16 protein-coding genes are annotated in these 19,131 nt (G+C 49.6%); 5 read left to right on the forward strand and 11 right to left on the reverse strand.

Annotated features, from left to right (window positions below; translation table 11 throughout):
* The first annotated feature begins 17 nt into the window (after positions 1 to 17).
* From BFC17_RS17455 to BFC17_RS17465, 3 genes are all read left to right on the forward strand, one after another.
* Positions 18 to 1,379, forward strand: a complete 1,362-nt coding sequence (locus BFC17_RS17455) for a cytosine permease (protein WP_070177759.1) — start codon at positions 18 to 20, stop codon at positions 1,377 to 1,379.
* Between the two features lie 13 nt (positions 1,380 to 1,392).
* Positions 1,393 to 2,388 carry an alpha/beta fold hydrolase gene (locus BFC17_RS17460; RefSeq protein ID WP_070177760.1) on the forward strand — a complete coding sequence of 332 codons (996 nt, stop codon included), beginning with the start codon at positions 1,393 to 1,395 and terminating at the stop codon, positions 2,386 to 2,388.
* 139 nt (positions 2,389 to 2,527) lie between these two features.
* The gene (locus BFC17_RS17465) at positions 2,528 to 3,322 is read left to right on the forward strand and encodes a GntR family transcriptional regulator (RefSeq protein WP_229680916.1); all 795 of its coding nucleotides are present in this window, start codon (positions 2,528 to 2,530) and stop codon (positions 3,320 to 3,322) included.
* 226 nt (positions 3,323 to 3,548) lie between these two features.
* Here the strand turns inward: BFC17_RS17465 and BFC17_RS17470 are convergent, their stop codons facing one another.
* The 6 genes from BFC17_RS17470 to BFC17_RS17495 all read right to left on the reverse strand — a co-directional run bounded on the left by BFC17_RS17470 (position 3,549) and on the right by BFC17_RS17495 (position 11,867).
* A complete protein-coding gene (locus BFC17_RS17470) occupies positions 3,549 to 5,801 on the reverse strand; it encodes a dockerin type I domain-containing protein (protein ID WP_070177761.1) in 2,253 nt (750 codons plus the stop codon).
* Between the two features lie 34 nt (positions 5,802 to 5,835).
* A complete protein-coding gene (locus BFC17_RS17475; RefSeq protein ID WP_083271803.1) occupies positions 5,836 to 7,128 on the reverse strand; it encodes a C1 family peptidase in 1,293 nt (430 codons plus the stop codon).
* Positions 7,129 to 7,360: 232 nt separating this feature from the next.
* Positions 7,361 to 8,545, reverse strand: a complete 1,185-nt coding sequence (locus BFC17_RS17480; protein WP_070177763.1) for a pyridoxal phosphate-dependent aminotransferase — start codon at positions 8,543 to 8,545, stop codon at positions 7,361 to 7,363.
* A 346-nt stretch (positions 8,546 to 8,891) separates the two neighbouring features.
* Complete coding sequence (locus BFC17_RS17485; RefSeq protein ID WP_070177764.1) at positions 8,892 to 10,088, reverse strand: CaiB/BaiF CoA transferase family protein; 1,197 nt, start codon at positions 10,086 to 10,088, stop codon at positions 8,892 to 8,894.
* Between the two features lie 100 nt (positions 10,089 to 10,188).
* Positions 10,189 to 11,118 (reverse strand): electron transfer flavoprotein subunit alpha/FixB family protein, encoded by a 930-nt coding sequence (locus BFC17_RS17490; RefSeq protein WP_070177765.1) that lies wholly within the window; start codon positions 11,116 to 11,118, stop codon positions 10,189 to 10,191.
* Positions 11,115 to 11,867 (reverse strand): electron transfer flavoprotein subunit beta/FixA family protein, encoded by a 753-nt coding sequence (locus tag BFC17_RS17495; RefSeq protein ID WP_070177766.1) that lies wholly within the window; start codon positions 11,865 to 11,867, stop codon positions 11,115 to 11,117. Before BFC17_RS17495 ends, BFC17_RS17490 begins: the two co-directional genes overlap by 4 nt.
* A 191-nt stretch (positions 11,868 to 12,058) precedes the next feature.
* Here BFC17_RS17495 and BFC17_RS17500 point away from each other — a divergent pair, with 191 nt between their 5' ends.
* Together BFC17_RS17500 and BFC17_RS17505 are read left to right on the forward strand one after the other, a co-directional pair.
* Positions 12,059 to 13,696: an electron transfer flavoprotein-ubiquinone oxidoreductase gene (locus BFC17_RS17500; protein WP_070177767.1), complete on the forward strand. Its 1,638-nt coding sequence runs from the start codon at positions 12,059 to 12,061 to the stop codon at positions 13,694 to 13,696.
* Between the two features lie 11 nt (positions 13,697 to 13,707).
* Complete coding sequence (locus tag BFC17_RS17505; protein WP_070177768.1) at positions 13,708 to 15,111, forward strand: sodium/proline symporter; 1,404 nt, start codon at positions 13,708 to 13,710, stop codon at positions 15,109 to 15,111.
* Between the two features lie 11 nt (positions 15,112 to 15,122).
* On the opposite strand, the gene BFC17_RS17510 is transcribed toward BFC17_RS17505, so the two are convergent.
* The 5 genes from BFC17_RS17510 to BFC17_RS17530 all read right to left on the reverse strand — a co-directional run bounded on the left by BFC17_RS17510 (position 15,123) and on the right by BFC17_RS17530 (position 19,128).
* Positions 15,123 to 15,935: an alpha/beta fold hydrolase gene (locus BFC17_RS17510; RefSeq protein ID WP_070177769.1), complete on the reverse strand. Its 813-nt coding sequence runs from the start codon at positions 15,933 to 15,935 to the stop codon at positions 15,123 to 15,125.
* Between the two features lie 66 nt (positions 15,936 to 16,001).
* Positions 16,002 to 17,063: a DUF1838 family protein gene (locus BFC17_RS17515; RefSeq protein ID WP_070177770.1), complete on the reverse strand. Its 1,062-nt coding sequence runs from the start codon at positions 17,061 to 17,063 to the stop codon at positions 16,002 to 16,004.
* Positions 17,064 to 17,272: 209 nt separating this feature from the next.
* On the reverse strand, positions 17,273 to 17,809 hold the full coding sequence (locus tag BFC17_RS17520) for a porin family protein (protein WP_070177771.1): 537 nt from the start codon (positions 17,807 to 17,809) through the stop codon (positions 17,273 to 17,275).
* Positions 17,810 to 17,940: 131 nt separating this feature from the next.
* Positions 17,941 to 18,660, reverse strand: coding sequence for a hypothetical protein (locus BFC17_RS17525; RefSeq protein WP_139142114.1), 720 nt, complete (start codon positions 18,658 to 18,660; stop codon positions 17,941 to 17,943).
* A gap of 165 nt (positions 18,661 to 18,825) precedes the next feature.
* Positions 18,826 to 19,128, reverse strand: a complete 303-nt coding sequence (locus tag BFC17_RS17530; RefSeq protein WP_070177773.1) for a c-type cytochrome — start codon at positions 19,126 to 19,128, stop codon at positions 18,826 to 18,828.
* Positions 19,129 to 19,131: the final 3 nt, after the last annotated feature.

A 19,131-nucleotide genomic window follows, 5' to 3' on the forward strand; every position in this document is an offset into this window, starting at 1 on the left:
GACAGAAGGAGCTTCATATGCTGAATAAAATAAAACAGTGGTGGACGCTTGATGCGGCAGAAGAAGCAGAAAGTGCAGATAATCCGCTCTCGCCATTAACCGAGTCTCAACGCCGTAACGCCTTGCCGTTACTCGCCCTGGCATTTGGCTGGGGATTTTTGGTTACCGGGCTACTTACCGGTGGCGCGTTGGGTAAAGGCCTGCCCTTTATGCCGGACTTGCTGACGGCTTCATTTTTAGGCAACGGTATGAATTTTATTATCGGTGCGCTGGTGGGTTACATTGGCTACAAAACAGCGTGTAACAGCGGTTTATTGTATCGCTTTACCTACGGCAACATCGGGGCCTATATACCAGTACTGTTTGTCGCGTTGCTAACCATTGGCTGGCAGGGTATTACAGTCGGGGCATTTGGTTACGCCTGGGCGCAGTCTTTTGACTCCACCACGTTCTACATTGTCGCTATTGGCGCTGGTGTGCTGTTTACTGCTACGACCTATCTTGGCGTTGACGCGCTGGAGAAAGTCAGTATGCCATCGGTACTGATGCTGGTGGCAGTGGGAATCTACGCCACCTGGTTAAATATTGATACTGTTGGCGGTTGGGACGCCTTTTTTGATATGTCTGCCAAGCAGGCGGCGGCTTCGCCAATCAGCATGCGTGAAGCCATTAATATGGTCGTGGGCTCATGGATTGTGGGTGCCATTGTTATGGCCGATTACACCCGTTTTGCCAAAAAAGCCTGGGTAGCCATTGCTATCCCGTTTGTGGTACTGATTATTTCTCAGTGGTTCCTGCAAATTATCGGTTCCATGGGCGGTATCGTATCGGGCACCTATGAATTCACCACCTACATGCTGGAGCAGGGGGCGGTGATTGGTTTTCTTGGTGTAATTGCCATGAGTCTGGCGTTATGGACCACCGGTGATACCAATTTATATTTACCCGCTGTGCAAACCGCCAGTGTATTCCGTAAGCCCAAACGAGTAACTACGCTGATTTGCGGTATTGCAGGAACAATTCTGGGCCTTGGTGTTTATGAGTATTTCCTTGACTGGATTAACCTGCTGGCGGCGTTAGTGCCACCTATTATAGGCCCGGTTATCGTGGATTATTACATAGTGAATAAAAAGCGTTATAACCCGGATACCCTGGCACACCTGCCCGGCTGGAATGCGCTGGCCATTGTGGCTTATCTGGTTGGCGCAATAAGCGCCTATGCCGCCGGTGCGGGCGTTGAACTGCCTGGAGCCGCAGCGCTTTTCCCGTCATTATATGGATTATTGGTGTCGATGCTGGTGTATTTTATTTTCGCGCTTATCGCCAAATGGGTTTTTCCGGCCAAAGGTAGCCAGACCGCGCCACAAACAAATAGCTAAAAGGTAGTAAAAAATGAAAAAACAATTAATTACAGCAGCCTTATGGGTGGTTTGTACGATGGGATTGGCCAGTGTTGCCAATGCAGAAGAAACTACCCGCACGCTGACGCTGGAACAGGCCAGAGCAAAATACGCGGGGCCAACGTCACAGTTTGCTGATATCGAAGGCATTAATGTGCATTACCGGGATGAAGGCAAGGGGCCGGTCATTCTGCTTATGCATGGCACCCTGGGTGACTTATCTGACTGGGATGAATGGGCCGAAGTACTAAAAGAAAACTTCCGTGTGGTACGTTTTGATTTACCCGGATTTGGCCTTACCGGTGATATTCCTAATGGCAATTATTCTGCTTCCCGCTCCCACGTGTTAATTGATGGCCTTATGGATCATCTGGGTGCGGATAAATTTGCGGTGGTGGGGATTTCTTATGGCGGCATGCTGATGTTTCGCTATGCGGCTACCCGTACTGACAGGGTTACTGCCATGGTGCTAATTAATTCTGCTGGAATTCAACGCGGTAAAGCGGCGAAAAACCTGAAGAAACCAACCAACAAACCGGCAAAACCGCGCAAGAACATGTTTACCGATCCGGTTGTACTGCGTGAAGACGTTGAAGCGTTTTACAACGGTTACATTAATGACCCTGAGCGTCGCACTCCGGCACTTATACAGCGTAAACTGGATCTACTGAATATTGAAAACCGCGATAAGCTGGCCAAAATATCTTATGGGTTTTATGAAGCGGGTAATCCACAACGGGTGCTGGCCCATGTTAAAGCGCCAAGCCTGATTATGTGGGGCACTGCTAATCAGGCGCTGGATACCGAAACCGCAACCGCCTTTATGAATGCATTAACCCATGCCTGCAGTAAGGAACTGGTAACATTTAATGATGGCGGTCACTACATTAACCTTGAACGCCCGTACGAAACCGTGGCTGCGGCAAAACAGTTTTTTATGAAACTGAACAGCAATCCGCCTGAAGGTTGTGCGCCGTTAGCCGACTAATACACGGTATTTATGCGCAAAATTAGGTGATTATCAGGATAAAAGGTATAATCACCTATTAATGTAGCAATGAGTGTCATCGCCTGTGTCCTGGTGTAGTAAATAATAAGTAAAACGAGCAGTCGTATAGGAGAACGTTTTGACTAAATCGTCCATCATCGCCACGCTTAAACAATATGGGAGTCAAAACGGCTTGACCTGGGATGGTCCAACACCGTTATATCACCAGTTGTACAGCCTGCTAAAAGAACAAATTATTGATGGTACTATCAGTTATGGTTCGCAGTTGCCAACCGAGCAAGAGCTGGGCGAAACTTTTGGTTTGTCTCGTATTACTGTTAAGCGTGCTATGGATGAGCTCTCTGCTGAAAATCTGGTAGAGCGTCGCCGGGGCCGCGGCACGACGGTGACTTATAAGTACAAACCTAAGCCGGTTAAAGCGCCGCTAGTGGGCATGCTTGAGAGCATTGAAACCATGGGGCGACATACGCATACCCGCATTCTGGACATTGCTGAAGCCATCCCTCCGGCTGAGATCCGTGAAGAGCTGGGCTTAGCCGATGGCGAAACTGCATGCCGATTAGTGCGGGTACGGTTAACCGAAGACGAACAAATCCCGTTTGCGTACTATTTTAGCTGGACGTTAACGCCAATCAGTACCTTTAGCGAAGAAGCGTTAGCAGACAATACGCGTGTCGAGCTTTTACGCCGCAATGGTATTGTGCTTTCTCGTATCGACCAGCTTATCAGCGCCGAACCCGCCTCGGCAGAAGTAGCCAGAGAGTTGAATTTGCGCGAAAATTCGCCGTTATTGGTACTGGCTCGTCGTTCATTCGACACCGACGGAAAGCTGGTGGATATGCTGCATTGCCGTTATAACCCGGCTATCTTCCAGTACCAGATGAGCATGGAATTAAACGACGAGAAACAATAGTCGTTTAAACTGATAACCAAAAGCCTGCATCGTGCAGGCTTTTTTGTGAGAAAAGAAACGATTGGCTATGGGATACCGCTGTTCAGGTGGCAGAAGCAAACAATAGTTGCTTATTTTCAGTCGAAAAACACTTCACTTAATTTAATTACGATCCAGCCGCTAATGTAAATGTTTTGCGGGCGGCGTGCGTCATATATAACTTCTTATTAAGTACGTCTTTGCGCTGTTATTGAAACAGCGCTGAGTTACAGCCTTCGTAAGTACATTCCTTTTCGCAGTAGGCGACATCTGCCGCGTCGATGGTTTTGTCATTATTAATATCCAGCTTGTTACTGGCAGCGGTTGCGTTACTGTTTAGCGCTTTTTGTATTTGCTCAATATCGTACTTATCAACAAAGTAATCGTTGTTGATATCGCAGGATTTAGGCTCCGTTGGCTCGGGTTCTGGCTGAGGAGTAGGCGTCGGCTCAGGTTCCGGGGCTGGTGGAGCAGGCTCATCTAACGCTATCGTAATGTCTATCCTTTCAGATACTTTAACTACTGAGTCTGATACGCTTAAAGTAACACTGTACACCCCGCTCTTGTCAGGAATAAAGCGGATCAGGAGTTCTCCCGCCCTACTCAGCTCGGCACTACTGTCGGCCGGTCTGCCAACCAGCCCCCATGACGCTGTCAGCTCTTGTTTATCTTCGTCGCTCACCGTCGCTTTTATCAAAACAGCATTGGGGTCATTTTCATCCTTTTTTGCCGCCAAAGAGATTACCGGTTTGTGATTTACTACAGTAATCGTATGTTTAGCTGTATAGCTTGTATTTGCTGTCGTTACCGTAACTTCCAGATCATGGGTACCCAGGGCTGGCGGCGTAAAAATCACCACTGGGGCCGTTTTTTTATACATCAGAATAAGCGGGTTTTGCATCGCTGCATCCGACGAAAGTAGCTTCCAGCTATAGGTGGCCGACTCGGTGAGGTTAGTTGTTTTGGCGGCCAACACCATTTCCTGATTAAGCTTGCCGCTGGCCGGCCCTTCAATTTGCACTAATGGTTTTGTCTCGGGCTTTAATATCGGAATAAGTGTCATACGGATTTGATAGGTGCCTGTTTGCCCGTTTCCCCTGCTGTTGCCGGTATTGCCATCAAAAAGCTGAACGTAATAACGGCCCGACTGTTTGATTTTTACCGTATTAAATCTAAGGACGTTATTGTCTGTCCCTTCTAAAAAGGTCGAGCCATCCGGTGCATAGACTAACGCGCTTAAAGCCAGGTCTTTGCCAGCTACGTCGGTAAAGGTGAGTGATAAGGTTTGCCCTTCCACTGCATCAAAATGCCAGCTGTCCAGGTCGCCAAATTCAATGGTTTCCTCCACCATGCCGGTGTTTTTCAGCGGGCCATGTTCGCTCTCGGTTTGTTGGTTAAGATATATCCGGTAAGGGCCGGTTTGTGCGTTACCGCGGCTGTTGCCGGTATGACCATCCTTTACCACAAACGTATATGTACCGGATTGTTTTGCCTGTACGTTGTAGTAAACCATCACATCATTGCGACCATCATCCACTAAAATTGAGCCATCCGGATTAAAAATGGTGCCATGCACAGCCAGATCTTTGTTCGCGACATCAACCAGCGAAAGCATAAACAACTCACCGGATTGGGCGGTAAATGACCAGGAGTCGATATCGCCTCTGGTTATGGTTTCCTCAACATAGCCGTTGGGCGTAAGCTGGCCATGTTCAGCGTTACCGGGTTTGTTAAAAAACACCTGATAATTACCGGTTTGTGCATGTCCTCGGCTGTTACCAGTATGCCCATCTTTTACTATCAGCGTGTAGGTGCCCGTTTGCCTGGCCTGAAGGTTGTGGAAGATCTGTACGTCGTTATTAACGCTGTCTTCTAGCACCGTACCATCGGGATTGAATATCGTGCCTTGAACTGCCAGATCCTTGTCATCGGTATCAGTAAGGTTAATTGAGAAAAACTCACCAGCGGTAACGTTAAACTGCCAGGAGTCGATATCGCCCCGTTCGATGGTCTCGCTGACAAAGCCTTTCTCTTTTAGCTCACCATGTTCTGCTATTTTTTGATTTAAATAATAAATCCGGTAATTGCCGGTTTGATTGTTGCCCCGGCTGTTGCCGGTATGTCCGTCCTTAACTTCAACCGTGTAGGTGCCTGGTATATTAATCAGGACATTATGTACCAGAATGACATCATTCTCTGTGTAATCAATCAGCACAGAGCCATCAGGCGCGTAAATAACCAGTTGCGGGGCGAGGTCCCGGTCGTCGATGTCGGCTACGTTGATATTGATAATATCGCCAGCCTTTGCCTCAAACGTCCAAATCGCGCTTTCACCGGCAGTGGCAATTTTGCCTTCAACATAGCCCCCATTTTTGAGGGGCTCCGCTTGTGCCAGGGCCGGTATTGCGAGTAGCAGGCAGGCCAGCAGGAAATGTCGGGCGCCACTTAAAACGTTATGCATAGTACTTCCTTTTATTAGCAACGGGTTTTGCTTGTTAGCCCTTTAATAATGTGACCTTACTGACGGATGACATCAGGCTGCGCGACGGGTCTTTCTGAAATTTAAAGCGGTTTTGCTCCATCCAGCTTTCGGTAAGGCAAGCGTAGCCGCCCACACCGTAACCGGCCCCCCAGCTATTAGCCATAATGGCGCAATAACGGCCTTCCTCGGCTTGCATGGATTCTGGTAGTTTAATAAAGCCAATGAGTAACATGGCATGCCCGGCTACGTGTTCGCCTTTAGCTTCGGTAGCGTTAAGCGGATCATTCGCTCGCACCACGCCGGTGGTTTTCTTATAGCTGTTGGTCAGGGTAAAACCGGCCGCGATGGGGCGGTTTTGGGCTAACTCACTTACAATCGAATCGAAGGGCAGTACCGGGTTAAACTCACTAACCTGGAACAGGCCCACAGAGTCGTTCATGCATTGATTGGCCAGAGGGCTGTAGGTCAGGTTCTTTTTATTCGGAAAGGGCACGTAAGGGCAGTACTGTTCCTGCCGCAGTGGTCCGGCAGTATTCAGTTTATTGGAGTTAATAAAGCCGGTGTCAAAGTATGAGCCTTCCGAGTGTTCACTGGCATTGCATTGCTTATCGAAACAGTCGGGCTTACTCAGCCAGTAAAAATGCTGCTCAGATAAATCCAGCTGTAACGGGCCAAACTGCGGGTGCTGCGCCAGCACGGTTTCTACCGCACGAATGCCGGTAAATGCGGCGCAGGTGCCGCGCATTTTCTGATTGCGAATTTCCACATCCATGGCGTTGGGGATCACATAAAAGTCGCCGGGTTTCATGCTGGCCAGCGGGTCTTCGGCAAAGGTAATGGGTTTAGCGGGGGGCACCTGGGGCTCTTCCACCACTTCATCCATATCAAAGGTGGCATCAGACAGAGCCTGCTCTTCTTTTTTGTATTGTTTTTTGGCAATGGCCCACTGGGCCAGCACATTATTGTATTCTTCCGTCCAGGTATCTACGGTGGCGCGATACTCCTTTTTGAAGTTCTTCATCATGGAGTTCATGCCCGAATACATGTCGTTGGCGTAGCCTTTCTTTTTCGGCTCTGGCGCGGCATCTTCTTTTTTGGGGACCGTTTTTTTATCGTCGTTGACCACCGCTTCTTTTTCTTCGTCGCTCAGGCTTAAGCCCATATCGTCGAGGATGGCCTGAATAACAAACGAACCGTATTGCGACACTTCGCCGGGTTTGGTTTGCTCTGTTGGTGCGATTTCCATTTTGGCGAAAGCCGGGGTGCTTAACAAAGAACAAAGGAGAAACGCGAATCTCTTTTCCATAAGATCAAATCCTTTTGGGTCAGCAATGTCAGAAAGTAAAGAGGCGTTTATCGCGGTTTCGTGTGAGCTGCGAGGCTTTTACAACGATACAGCAACGAGCGCTGGATAAAAAACAGGTTGTTCAAATAGTAGGCATGAGAAAAGCATAATGCAACAACTGAAATGTGTTCGCGGGGATTTTATCGGCGGGGGAATACGGCACTGCCGGTGTGCAGTGCCGATGACTAGCGTTTTAGGCCAGAACGGTTTTCAGTGCCTTAACACAGGCATCTGTTTCTTCTGGCGTACCTACACTGATACGTGACCATGAGTCGTAACCAGGCCAGGTTCTGCCTACTACCTTAATGCCCTGCGCACGCATCTTCTCAGCAAACTGGTCGTGTGGCATGCCGGTATCCATGTAGATAAAGTTACCTTGTGGGTTTTTAGCATAAGGACGGCCAAGCTCTTCAGCCGCAGCGGTTAACTTAGACCGTTCTACCTTAACCATGTCGCGCATTTTATTCAGGTTGGCGTGGTCGTCCATACTGGCCATACCGGCTACCAGACCTAGGTAGTTCACACCGCCCATGCGTAACTTACCGCCAATTTCCTTGGCTTGTGCAGCTGGCATAATGGCGTAACCAAGGCGTTGTCCCGCCATGGCGTGAATTTTAGAGAAGGTACGGCAAATAACCACGTTGTAACCTTCGGCAGCCAGGCTGGATTGCACGTTGCCTGGATAGCCGTCAGACATTTCGATATAAGCTTCGTCGATAAATACCTGGGTTTTTTGCGAAACGCGTTTGGCAAAGGCATTCAGCTTAGCTGGATCCAGTGCACGACCAACCGGGTTGTTAGGGTTACAAATATAAACCGCGGTGGTTTCTTCGGTAACGGCAGCTTCAATGGCGTCCAGGTCGAAGTCCATGTTGGCATCCAGTGGCACATAAGTTACGTCGGCACCCATAAACTCAGCGCCACGAGGAACGCCTTCGTAAGTGGCCATAGAGGTCACCAGCTTGTTGCCATTTTTAGTGATCCAGTCTGCATAACCAAACAGGATGGGGGACGAGCCGTTGGTCACTACGATCTGGTCTTCAGAAACGCCTTCCTGCTCAGCAATTTTCTTTTTCAGTACTGAGGTAGTCGGATCGGCATAACGACACAGGTTAAATAATTCGCCTTTCATGGCTTCTACCGCTTTTGCGGATGGGCCGAATGCATTTTCATTCGACGATAATCTGATTAATCCGTCATTCAGATTTGGCGTGGCAGACGGGAAATGGTCTGTTTTCATTCCTGCCGCGCTAAGCTCATTAACCCCGGAATCTACACAGGCGGCTAAGGCGGTTGCGCCGGCGCCAAGTCCAACTGCTTTCAACCATTTACGGCGGGATGAATCCACTGGAGGAATGTTTTGGATATCAGATTTCATAGGTCAGGTCACTCTGTCTTCAATATATAAAGTATACGGAGTCTCCACATTAAAGCGTATTTAATATGGATGCAATAGGGTAATTTAGACGATTAAATCAGTAAGTTGGCTGGCTTAAACCAAACAGGTGATTGCCATGCTTTTAACCACTATTCGCGTATGTATTGCTACTTCGCCGTTAGCCCGGCGATAGATGTCGTAGAATCAGGCAATTATGCCTGTCGGCAAAGGCGTCGAAAAAGCGTTCAACGGCCTAAAATCAGAGATAAAAAACGGGGCTCAAATTTGAGCCCCAACGGAGAACACAACAAAAAACTGTTGTGTGATACTGTTTCCAGGGTAGGAATCAGTTTGTGGCAACACTTTTACGGATAACCGAACGCGCTGACAGCGCGGCTACTTGTTCATCACTGTAACCAATGTCTTTAAGCACGATATCGCTGTCTTCGCCTTCAAGGGGCAAATCATGGAATAAGGTCGTGCGCTCACCATCAATTTCGATAGGTAGTGAAGGTAATTTAGCTTTACCCTGTGGTGTGGTGACTTCAATTAAACCGCCCGCGTTCAGGTGCGGATCGTTAAACAAATCAGAAGGCGTGTTAATTGGCGCAAACGGAATACCGGCGCGTTCTAATCGGTCCATCAGGGTTTGCTTGTCCATGGTGGCAAACAATTCGTTAATGGCAGGGATCAGACGGTCACGTTGAAGGACGCGGTCGTTATTAGCCGCCAGACTCTCATCGTTAAGGAAGTCGGTTAGCTCAAATTCGGCGCAGAACTTTTTCCACAGGGTGTCACTTACCACACCAACAAATACACGTTCGTCATCCTGGCAGTGGAAGATATCGTAAATAGACCAGGCACTGCGACGCACAGACATTGGCGGTGGCGCTTCTCCCAGCACGGTTTCCTGGGCCATGTGCTGACCAACCATATAAGCGGTGGTTTCAAACAGCGAACTGGTGATATGACGGCCTTTACCGGTTTGCTGGCGTTCGTGAACGGCCGACAGAATACCGATTACGCCAAACATACCGCCGGTAATATCAATAACCGATGAGCCGGCGCGCATTGGACGGTCTGGTAAACCGGTCATGTAGGCGAGGCCGCCCATCATTTGGGTTACTTCGTCCAGCGCGGTGCGGTTTTCGTACGGGCCGGTTAAAAAGCCTTTTAACGAGCAATACACTAACCCGGGGTTGAGTTTGCTCAGCGCTTCGTAACCAAAGCCCAGTTTTTCCATGGCGCCGGGACGAAAGTTTTCGATCAGGATATCCGCATCCGCAATCAGCTTGAGGGCAATTTCCTTACCTTCGTCTGATTTCAGATCAATACACAAACTGCGCTTGTTGCGGTTATACATAGGGAAATAGCCAGCACCAGAACCTTTCAGACGGCGGGTCTTATCACCATCAAGTGGCTCAACCTTAGTGACGGTAGCCCCCAGATCGGCAAGAATGACACCCGCGGTGGGTCCCATTACCATGTGGGTAAACTCGATTACCTTGAGGTCCTGCAACGGTTTGGTTGCGCTAGTTTGCATAGGTCTATCCTTCAATCAGTATTCTTTCTTGATGAATAATGAAATATCAATATGACATTTCAGGGCGTATTCATCCTCAACCGGCTAAACGCCAGACGTTTTAAAGTAATTCGTTTAATTCAGGCAGTGCAGTAAAGAGATCCGCCACCAGGCCATAATCGGCAACCTGGAAAATAGGCGCGTCTTCATCTTTGTTAATAGCCACAATGACCTTACTGTCTTTCATACCGGCAAGGTGCTGGATAGCACCGGAAATACCAACGGCAATGTAGAGGTCTGGTGCAACAATTTTACCGGTTTGGCCAACCTGCATGTCGTTAGGCACAAAGCCAGAGTCGACGGCTGCACGGGACGCGCCAACGGCCGCGCCCAGTTTGTCTGCAATGCCGTACAGCAATGAGAAGTTGTCGCCGTTTTGCATACCACGGCCGCCGGAGATCACGATGTTAGCTGCGGTTAATTCCGGACGGTCGCTTTCGGCAACCTGCTCACCTACAAAGTGACTCAGTTCGTTAGTGATAGCGATATCCTGATTTTGAATTGGGGCCGAACTATCCTGTGAAGGTGCAGGATCAAAAGCAGTACTACGAACAGTAAGTAATAACTTACTTTGCTGAGACGTAACGGTTGCTATGGCATTGCCCGCGTAAATCGGGCGTTTAAATGTAGTACCGTCCACCACTTCGATAATGTCAGAAATGGGCTGGCAATCCAGCAGCGCAGCAGCGCGTGGTAACAGGTTTTTACCAAAGGTGGTGGCCGGGGCCAGCACATACTTATAATCAGAGGCGATTTCTTTCAGCAGCGGGGCAAGGCTCTCGGCCAGCTGGTGTTCGTAAGCCGGGCTATCAAATACCAGTACATTGCTGACACCAGCAACCTTAGCTACCGCGGCGGCTACATCGGCACATTGTGTGCCCGCTACCAGCACGTCTACCTGCTCACTCAATTGGGTGGCAGCGGTAATGGTATTAAGGGTTGCGCCTTTGAGCGACTTGTTGTCGTGTTCGGCTATAACTAATACACTCATGCGATCACCTTTGCTTCATTTTTTAATTTGTCGACCAGTTCTGCAACGCTCTCTACTTTAATACCGGCTTTACGTTGAGCCGGCGCTTCAACCGCAGTAATAACCACTTTGGGTTCGGCATCAATACCCAGCTCACTCAGCTCAGTGACCGCCAGCGGTTTGCGTTTGGCTTTCATAATGTTAGGCAGTGAGGCATAGCGCGGCTCGTTCAGACGCAGATCGGTAGTGATAATGGCCGGCAGGCTTAATGACAGGGTCTGCAAGCCGCCATCCACTTCGCGGGTAACCTGAACGTCGTTGTCATTCACTACCAGCTCAGAAGCAAAGGTGCCTTGTGGGCGGTTAGTCAGGGCGGCCAGCATCTGGCCGGTCTGATTATTGTCGCCATCGATGGACTGTTTACCCAGAATCACCAGGCCAGGTTGCTCTTGTTCAACAATTGCCGCCAGGGCTTTAGCTATTGCCAGCGGCTCCAGCTCGGCGTCTGTTTTTACCTGAATAGCGCGATCAGCGCCCAGCGCCATTGCTGTGCGCAGCTGTTCCTGAACAGCATCAGCACCCACAGACACGACAATCACTTCATCGGCTTGCTTAGCTTCTTTTAAGCGCACGGCTTCTTCTACCGCAATCTCACAAAAAGGGTTAATTGATTTTTTTGCGTTAGCAATATCCACACCCTTGCCATCCGACGTGGGGCGCACTTTGACGTTGTAATCAACAACGCGTTTTATAGCGACGAGAATTTTCATGTTAGCTCCAAGTCAATTGCCTGACTGATTTTTGCTGTAGGAATGCGCAGCAAAAATGTACAAATAATTAGATATTGAATAAATGCTATAACAATATATCATATAGTGCAATGTGGTTTTTTTGATTAATTTTTCAGGCGGGCTGTTTTCGCTTGTCTGGCGAAGATACATGCGTACAAAAGGAAGGCACTATGGAACGCGAATTCATGAATTACGATGTGGTCATCGTTGGTGCCGGCCCTGCCGGTCTGTCGGCGGCCTGTCGGTTAAAGCAGATCCGCCCGGACAGCAGCGTCTGCGTAGTGGAAAAAGGCAGTGAAGTTGGCGCACACATCGTTTCTGGTGCGGTATTTGAAACCCGCGCGCTGGACGAACTGTTTCCTCAGTGGCAAAGCGAAGGGGCACCGGTCAGTGTAGCAGTGCAGCGGGATGAGATTTACATTCTGAAAGACGCTCAGGGTGCGCGTAAAATTCCCGGCATGCTGGTACCCAAAACCATGCATAACGAGGGCAATTATATCGTGAGCCTGGCCAATGTGTGCCGTTGGCTGGCAGAACAGGCAGAAGCCCTTGGCGTAGAAATTTACCCCGGTTTTAGTGGCGCTGAAACCCTGTTTAATGAAGATGGCAGTGTTGGCGGTGTGATTACCGGCGACATGGGCGTTGACAGCCAGGGCAATCCCAAGGACAGCTACATGCCAGGCATGGAGTTACGGGCTACTTATACCCTGTTTGCCGAAGGTTGCCGGGGGCATCTGGGCAAAGAACTGATCACCCGGTTCAAACTGGATGAAGGCAAAGAATCACAACATTATGGCCTGGGCATTAAAGAAATTTGGAGTGTGCCGCCCGAACAGCATCAGCCGGGACTGGTAGTGCACACCGCAGGCTGGCCATTAAGCGAGAACGGTGCTGCTGGCGGTGGTTTCCTGTATCACATTGAAGATAATCAGGTGGTGTGTGGATTGATCACCGATTTGTCTTACAGCAATCCTTTCCTCAGCCCGTTTGATGAATTTCAGCGATATAAACATCACCCGCAAATTGCCAGACATTTGCAGGGCGGGACGCGGTTGGTTTACGGCGCACGAGCAATTACTAAAGGCGGCATTCAGGCTCAGCCAAATATGGAATTTCCCGGTGGTCTGCTAATTGGTGATGATGCGGGGACATTGAACTTCGCCAAAATAAAAGGCAGTCACACTGCCATGAAATCTGGCATGGTAGCAGCTGAATGCGTGGCGAAAGCCCTCGACAGCAGCGCCGATAAAGCGATTGCGGTGGACTACAACCAGGCGTACCAGCAAAGCTGGGCTTATCAGGAGTTGTGGATGCAGCGTAACTTCGGTCCGGCCCAGCATAAATGGGGCAATATTGTCGGCTCGGCCTATGCTTTTATCGACATCAATATTTTTAATGGCAAGCTACCCTGGACACTGTCTGACCCGGTTGCCGATTACGCCACACTGACTCTGGCAAGAGACGCGAAAAAAATTGAGTATCCCAAGCCGGATGGCGTGCTGAGTTTCGACAAGCTGTCATCGGTATATCTGTCTAATACCAATCATGAGGAAGACCAGCCCTGTCATTTGCGTTTAGCCGATCCAGAAATCCCAGTTAAAGTGAATCTGACACGGTTTGATGAACCGGCCCAACGGTACTGTCCGGCGGGTGTGTATGAAGTGGTGACGCAAGGGGAGCATCAGCATTTTCAGATTAACAGTCAGAACTGTGTGCACTGTAAAACCTGTGATATTAAAGATCCCAGCCAGAATATTCAGTGGGTAACCCCTGAAGGCGCGGGTGGTCCGAATTACCCTAACATGTAGCAGGTAGCAGCATGACAACGACCATCCTTTACACACTGATTGTTTATAAGCTGCTGTTACTGGCCGTGGGCTTTTGGGCTCAGCGACGCACCAGCGACACGGCCGACTACTTTTTGGGTGGTCGGCAGCTTGGCCCCGTGGTCGCCTCCATTAGCTATGGAGCCAGCTCAGCATCGGCATGGACGTTACTGGGCATGTCAGGCATGGCCTACAGTTACGGACTGGTGGCGTTCTGGATGGCAGGCGGTGCAGTAGCCGGAGCGATTTTTGCCTGGTTCTGGATTGCACCGCGCTTGTTACAACGAAGTCATGCCGGTGGCCAACTGACACTCACCGAGTTTATTACCGAAAATACCACCTCCACTCAGGCCCAGCGGATAAAAGTGCTGGCCAGTGGCATGATCCTGTTTTGCTTTGTGTTGTACATATCGTCGCAGTTTCAGGGGGCGGGTAACACCTTTGCCAGTACTTTTGATATGGATGCCAGCGAAAGCATTATTCTTGGCGGCACTATTATTCTGATTTACACCCTGCTCGGCGGGTTTTGGGCGGTTAGTGTGACCGATACCTTACAAGGCATACTGATGCTGATTGCTGCCGTGCTGTTGCCCTTAAGTGCCTGGCATGCCGCCGATGGCTGGCAGGGGATCAGCGCAGCGCTTCACGCAGCGGGCGAACCGGCGCTACTTTCCTACAGTGGCACCGCAGCAGGCCTGACTGCTGTTGGTGTGGTGGTTGGTGGACTGGCAGTTGGCCTGGGTACGTTTGGCCAGCCGCATCTGGTGAGCCGGTTTATGGCATTGCGCGATACGAAAGCGCTTAACCAGGCTCGCTGGATGGCGACAGCTTGGTTTGCCCTGGTGTTTTTTGGCATGTGCTTTTTAGGAATTGCCGGGCGAGCCTTATTGCCCTCGCTGGACAATCCAGAAACACTGTTTTTTGAGATAACTACGTCGTTGTTTCCATCGGTATTTGGTGCAGTGATGGTGGCGGCAGTGCTATCGGCCATTATGTCTACCGCAGACAGTATGTTGCTGGTGGCGGCGGCCTGCGTGGCTCACGATTTAGGGGTAGAGAAGTTTGTTAAAGGCCGTGAATTACTTATTTCACGCCTTGCTATGCTAACGGTGTCTGTTGCCGCTATCGCCCTGGCTATTGCTCTGCCTGCCAGCATTTTTTCACGTGTTCTCTTTGCCTGGACAGCCATTGGTGCGGCCTTTGGACCGCTGTTAATCGCCAAACTACTTGGCTGGCGCTTAACGGGGTCGGGCATATTTGCTGGCATGCTGAGCGGATTTGTCGCGGCCATCGTCTTTAATGCATTACCTAATGCGCCCGGCGATATTGCCGAGCGCACCATCCCATTTTTGCTGGCGGGTCTGGTATTGTGGTTTAGCCGTTCGAAAACAGCCTGAACGCCAGGGGGTTACTGTAATAGCAGTAACTCCCTGATATCCTTAACTGCGTTGTCCGTATCGTAGTCCAGAAACCCATGCCCCCATGCAGGGCGTTCGTGAATTTCACCTTGTTGCAGCCAGCCTTCGATAGCCCGGGTAGGCAGTTTTAAATCGTCATCCGGGTTAATCACATCAATACGCTGCGTAATTTCGCTGACTCTCTGCGGGAATACCGGTGCATAAGCAAAAGCGGCGTGATGCCCCCATTCGTAGTTTTCTCCGGCGCGTAGGTTCTCAGCAAAAGATTCGGCTGCGAGTTCCAGGGTATTTCCTTTACCCCCATGCTCTAACACCCTCTGCCACATAGTGATAAAGCGGGTGCCTGCGGTATCCAGCGGTACCGGCTGAAAATAGCTTTTTACCTGTGCTAACACCTCGGCGGAGAAAACCGGAGCGCCAATCATAATAATGCGGTTAACACTATCCGGTGACTGATGAACCATTTCTGCGGCCACCAGGGAGCCGGTGTGATAACCCAGAATATCTACCCGGCTAAGCTTTAACGCGCTGACTACCTGCCACATGCCGCGGGCGTAGTCTTCGATACTGACAGCGGGTGAGGCGGGAGGGCAATCTGATTCTCCATAACCGGGGTAATCCGGCGCTACTACCAGACGATCTACCGCCATCTGTTGCATAAACCGGGCGAAAATCCGGCCGGACTTGGGACTCATATGCAGACATAACAACGGAGGTTGTTGAATTTTATGACTGTCCGGGCCAGCTATTCGCAAATGAATCTGGCCGTAGTCACCGTCAATAAACGTACGCTTGATTACCATAACTTTCCTTAAGCGGTACAAATAACAACGCCGCTAAAAAGCGGCGTTGGTCTTAGTAAAATAAACTTAGCGTTTTGGTGGCCATACCGGCGCTTCCGGCGCTTTCGGTGGCTCCCAACCCTCTGGCACTGGTGCCGGGGTTTGTTCGGTTGCGTAAGCTTCCAGGCTTGACTCGTTCGGGCCGTAATCTTCCAGCGGTGCCGCCAGGAATTTAGGATCGATAGCACGGGCCGCTTCACGAATATCAGCTGGCAGTTCATCCAGACCGCCGGGCAGAGTAGTGAAGGTGCTGAAGTAGCTGATGTGACCTTCAGCCTGACCCATTAGCATCCACGGCAGCCATGGGGTAATACGAGACCATGAGCCAATTGCCGGAATGTGTGTCATGTTCGGGTTTTCTACGTCTTCTTTCTTGAATACATAGATAAACTGTTCTGATACACGGTTAAAGGTACCCGCTGACTCACGAACCCATTTTGCAGGCTGTAAACGGTTAGGGTAGAACAGGTTAATACCGGTGTTCAGGATAATGGTATCGTTCGGGCCTTCTTCCCAATCCAGTAAGAAAGGCTCTTTTTCTGGTTTACCCATATTGGTGCCAGCATAAGCGTTAGCCTGTTGCTTATAAGCACTAATGGTAAAGTTATACGGGTCGTTTGCGATAGGCACTACGCGTACAGTTTCACCAGTATAAGGGTTATCCCAGGTTTCCAGGATTTCACCAGTTTTTGGATCTTTGTAAAACACCACTTCGCGCAGCATACGACGAATGCTGCCATCGGCTAATTTTTTCGTACGGGTAAAGCTGAAGCCTTCCATAATGAACAGTTCGCGGACGGGTTCGTTAGGGCGAACACCAAATACTTTACCTTTTAACCAACCCACTTTTTCTTTGGTTGGGTCTAAATCGCCATCCAGGCGGGCATAAGTATCACGGTTCCATTCCGGATTTTTAAAATCGATGGTGGTCAGAAAGCTGGGCGTTTCCTTACTTACGCTGACCTGTGGTGCAGTCGGTTTTTCGGCTGACGCAGTACAGGCTGTCGTTAGAAACGCTGCAACCAGCGCTGTTGCCAGCGTCTTACGGCTAGCACTTTGCGGGATGAACCGTGTTAAAAAATTATTCATTGCCACATCCTAGATTTTTTCAATTTAATAATAAGTGTAATGCAGACTCAGCTTAGACCGTTACAAATAAGACAGTCTTTGAGAATTGTCATGTTTGGGGCATAAAAGCGAATATTTCTCATTTGGGTGGGAAAGGACTATAGCCGCTTTGGTTTGAAGCTTAAAGCGAGCAGATCTGAATGTGCCAGACCTGCTAAACAGACCGGGGGTTAAAAGAGGTAACTGACCCCAAGGCCATAACTGTTTAAAGTTATCTCGTTGCTGTTGGTGCGGTCGGTATAATCGAAATTCACATGCCAGTTTGAATTCACACGGTAGTCAACGCGAGCCGACCAGGCAAAGCCGTCTTCTTTTTGAGTTTCGGTGATGCCTGTAATGGGATCGGTTGCTTCCAGTTCTGTATGCGCAAAACCAAGGCCTAGATCAAACAGAAAGCCTTCTCGGCGAGGGGTTTGAAGTCTGACAAATACTGCCTGATTCGCGCCTAGTTCTACAGGTACCCCTGCTAAATCATCGTCGCTATCAGTTACCCCGGTTTGTATTTCCAGCGCAATTCCCTCAAATAAAAAAATTCCGCCACGCAGGGACAGGTTAATCAGGCCAGCATCGTCGTCTGCCCCATTTATTTTCAGGTTAACCCTTTGCAAATCACTGCCAATGTAGAAATCCAAAGGTTGTGGGGCTGGTTCGCTGGCGTTGGCAAGGGCGCAGGTCGACAACAGCATTGCGCCTTGTAAATATCTCATATAATTCCTTGTTTCTGATGAACTTTAGTGCTTTAAAAGAGCGGCAAGACTAACCAACAAAGGAACATAAGTAAACACGTCAGGCTTACAGGCTGGTGCTGTTTATCACGGCAGTATGTTACTGCCCGAAATTACTTTATCGGCGAGGCCTGATAGTTACCTTGTTCATCAATGGTGACGATGCTGCCAACCTGATATTGCTGTTGGAGTTGCTGAGTCAGTTCTTCAAAATCCTGTTGCGTGATTCGGGTTGCCGAAAATACTGACACGCCGCGTAGCGGTGTTTCTTCTGCTTTGGCGGCATAATGGCCATTAATCCCCAGACTGGCGGTAATCCTGGAATTTGCTGTTGGCACGGTGATAAGCATCTTATAGGCGATTTCGCCGCTGTCTTTGTAAGCGACGGTCATCATAGCCGAGTCCTCAGAGACCGAGTCAAGCCAGGTACGCTGGTTATGGCTGTAGCGATTTAATGGCGCAAATTCCACATGCGAGGCATCTTCTTTAGCAACGCCCCGGGTTACCTGGACTAACTGGACGCCCTTATCCTCAGGGATATCCAGCCCCAGCGCTTTAGCGGCGAACGCCCCCGGCGGATAGAACTTGCGTTCTTCCGAAGTTACTGTGTCGCCTTCGGTAGCAATGGCGTTCAGGGTTTGATAATGGGGGATCTTCGGCTTGTACTGACCGTCCATATAGGTGTTTTCGCTGGACCAGTAGCCTACGGAAGCTTGCCAGAAAGGTTCCTGTTCGAGGGATGCAGCCAGAGCTGACTGGCACAACACAAGTGATGCGGTGAGTGTGCAAATACGGGTCAGGCACTGTGCCCGAAAAAAGGATGTTACCAACATGATGGACTCCATGGTACGCCTGAATTTAGCAAGCGTTGTAATAGCGTCCTGTCAGCTTAGAAGTGAGTAGTGGCAATAGCCTTAACAAAAATCAAAGAAATCAGATTAAACATAAAGGCAGCGTTTGAGAAAGTCCGGCCATGGCTGGCCGGACCCGTAAAATAATTATAAAGACGAGAAATAGGCAGCCAGGTTGGCAATATCTTCGTCAGACAATGGCTTAGCCATCATGCTCATCATGGGATCTTTGCGTACATCGCCGCGAAAATCTTTAAGTTGCTTTTCCAGGTATGCGGCTTTCTGACCCGCAAGGTTTGGCCACATTGGACTATGGCTGATACCTTCGGCACCGTGACAAGCGGCACACTGACCAGACAACGCTTTACCTTTTTCGATATCTGCTGCATTAGCAGTACCCAGTGACAGCCCCAGGAAGGCGGCCAGAGCAGTTATTTTTACTATTTTCATATT

The sequence above is a fragment of the Marisediminitalea lipolytica genome (genome assembly GCF_001758465.1).
GTDB lineage: Bacteria > Pseudomonadota > Gammaproteobacteria > Enterobacterales > Alteromonadaceae > Alteromonas > Alteromonas lipolytica.

Excerpts from the sequence above, each read along its gene's own strand:
- BFC17_RS17480 (WP_070177763.1), bottom strand. The coding sequence starts at position 8,545 with ATGAAATCTGATATCCAAAACATTCCTCCAGTGGATTCATCCCGCCGT.
- BFC17_RS17515 (WP_070177770.1), bottom strand. The coding sequence starts at position 17,063 with ATGAATAATTTTTTAACACGGTTCATCCCGCAAAGTGCTAGCCGTAAG.
- BFC17_RS17500 (WP_070177767.1), top strand. The coding sequence starts at position 12,059 with ATGGAACGCGAATTCATGAATTACGATGTGGTCATCGTTGGTGCCGGC.
- BFC17_RS17460 (WP_070177760.1), top strand. The coding sequence starts at position 1,393 with ATGAAAAAACAATTAATTACAGCAGCCTTATGGGTGGTTTGTACGATG.
- BFC17_RS17470 (WP_070177761.1), bottom strand. The coding sequence starts at position 5,801 with ATGCATAACGTTTTAAGTGGCGCCCGACATTTCCTGCTGGCCTGCCTG.
- BFC17_RS17530 (WP_070177773.1), bottom strand. The coding sequence starts at position 19,128 with ATGAAAATAGTAAAAATAACTGCTCTGGCCGCCTTCCTGGGGCTGTCA.
- BFC17_RS17475 (WP_083271803.1), bottom strand. The coding sequence starts at position 7,128 with ATGGAAAAGAGATTCGCGTTTCTCCTTTGTTCTTTGTTAAGCACCCCG.
- BFC17_RS17485 (WP_070177764.1), bottom strand. The coding sequence starts at position 10,088 with ATGCAAACTAGCGCAACCAAACCGTTGCAGGACCTCAAGGTAATCGAG.
- BFC17_RS17490 (WP_070177765.1), bottom strand. The coding sequence starts at position 11,118 with ATGAGTGTATTAGTTATAGCCGAACACGACAACAAGTCGCTCAAAGGC.
- BFC17_RS17525 (WP_139142114.1), bottom strand. The coding sequence starts at position 18,660 with ATGTTGGTAACATCCTTTTTTCGGGCACAGTGCCTGACCCGTATTTGC.
- BFC17_RS17455 (WP_070177759.1), top strand. The coding sequence starts at position 18 with ATGCTGAATAAAATAAAACAGTGGTGGACGCTTGATGCGGCAGAAGAA.
- BFC17_RS17495 (WP_070177766.1), bottom strand. The coding sequence starts at position 11,867 with ATGAAAATTCTCGTCGCTATAAAACGCGTTGTTGATTACAACGTCAAA.
- BFC17_RS17520 (WP_070177771.1), bottom strand. The coding sequence starts at position 17,809 with ATGAGATATTTACAAGGCGCAATGCTGTTGTCGACCTGCGCCCTTGCC.
- BFC17_RS17510 (WP_070177769.1), bottom strand. The coding sequence starts at position 15,935 with ATGGTAATCAAGCGTACGTTTATTGACGGTGACTACGGCCAGATTCAT.
- BFC17_RS17505 (WP_070177768.1), top strand. The coding sequence starts at position 13,708 with ATGACAACGACCATCCTTTACACACTGATTGTTTATAAGCTGCTGTTA.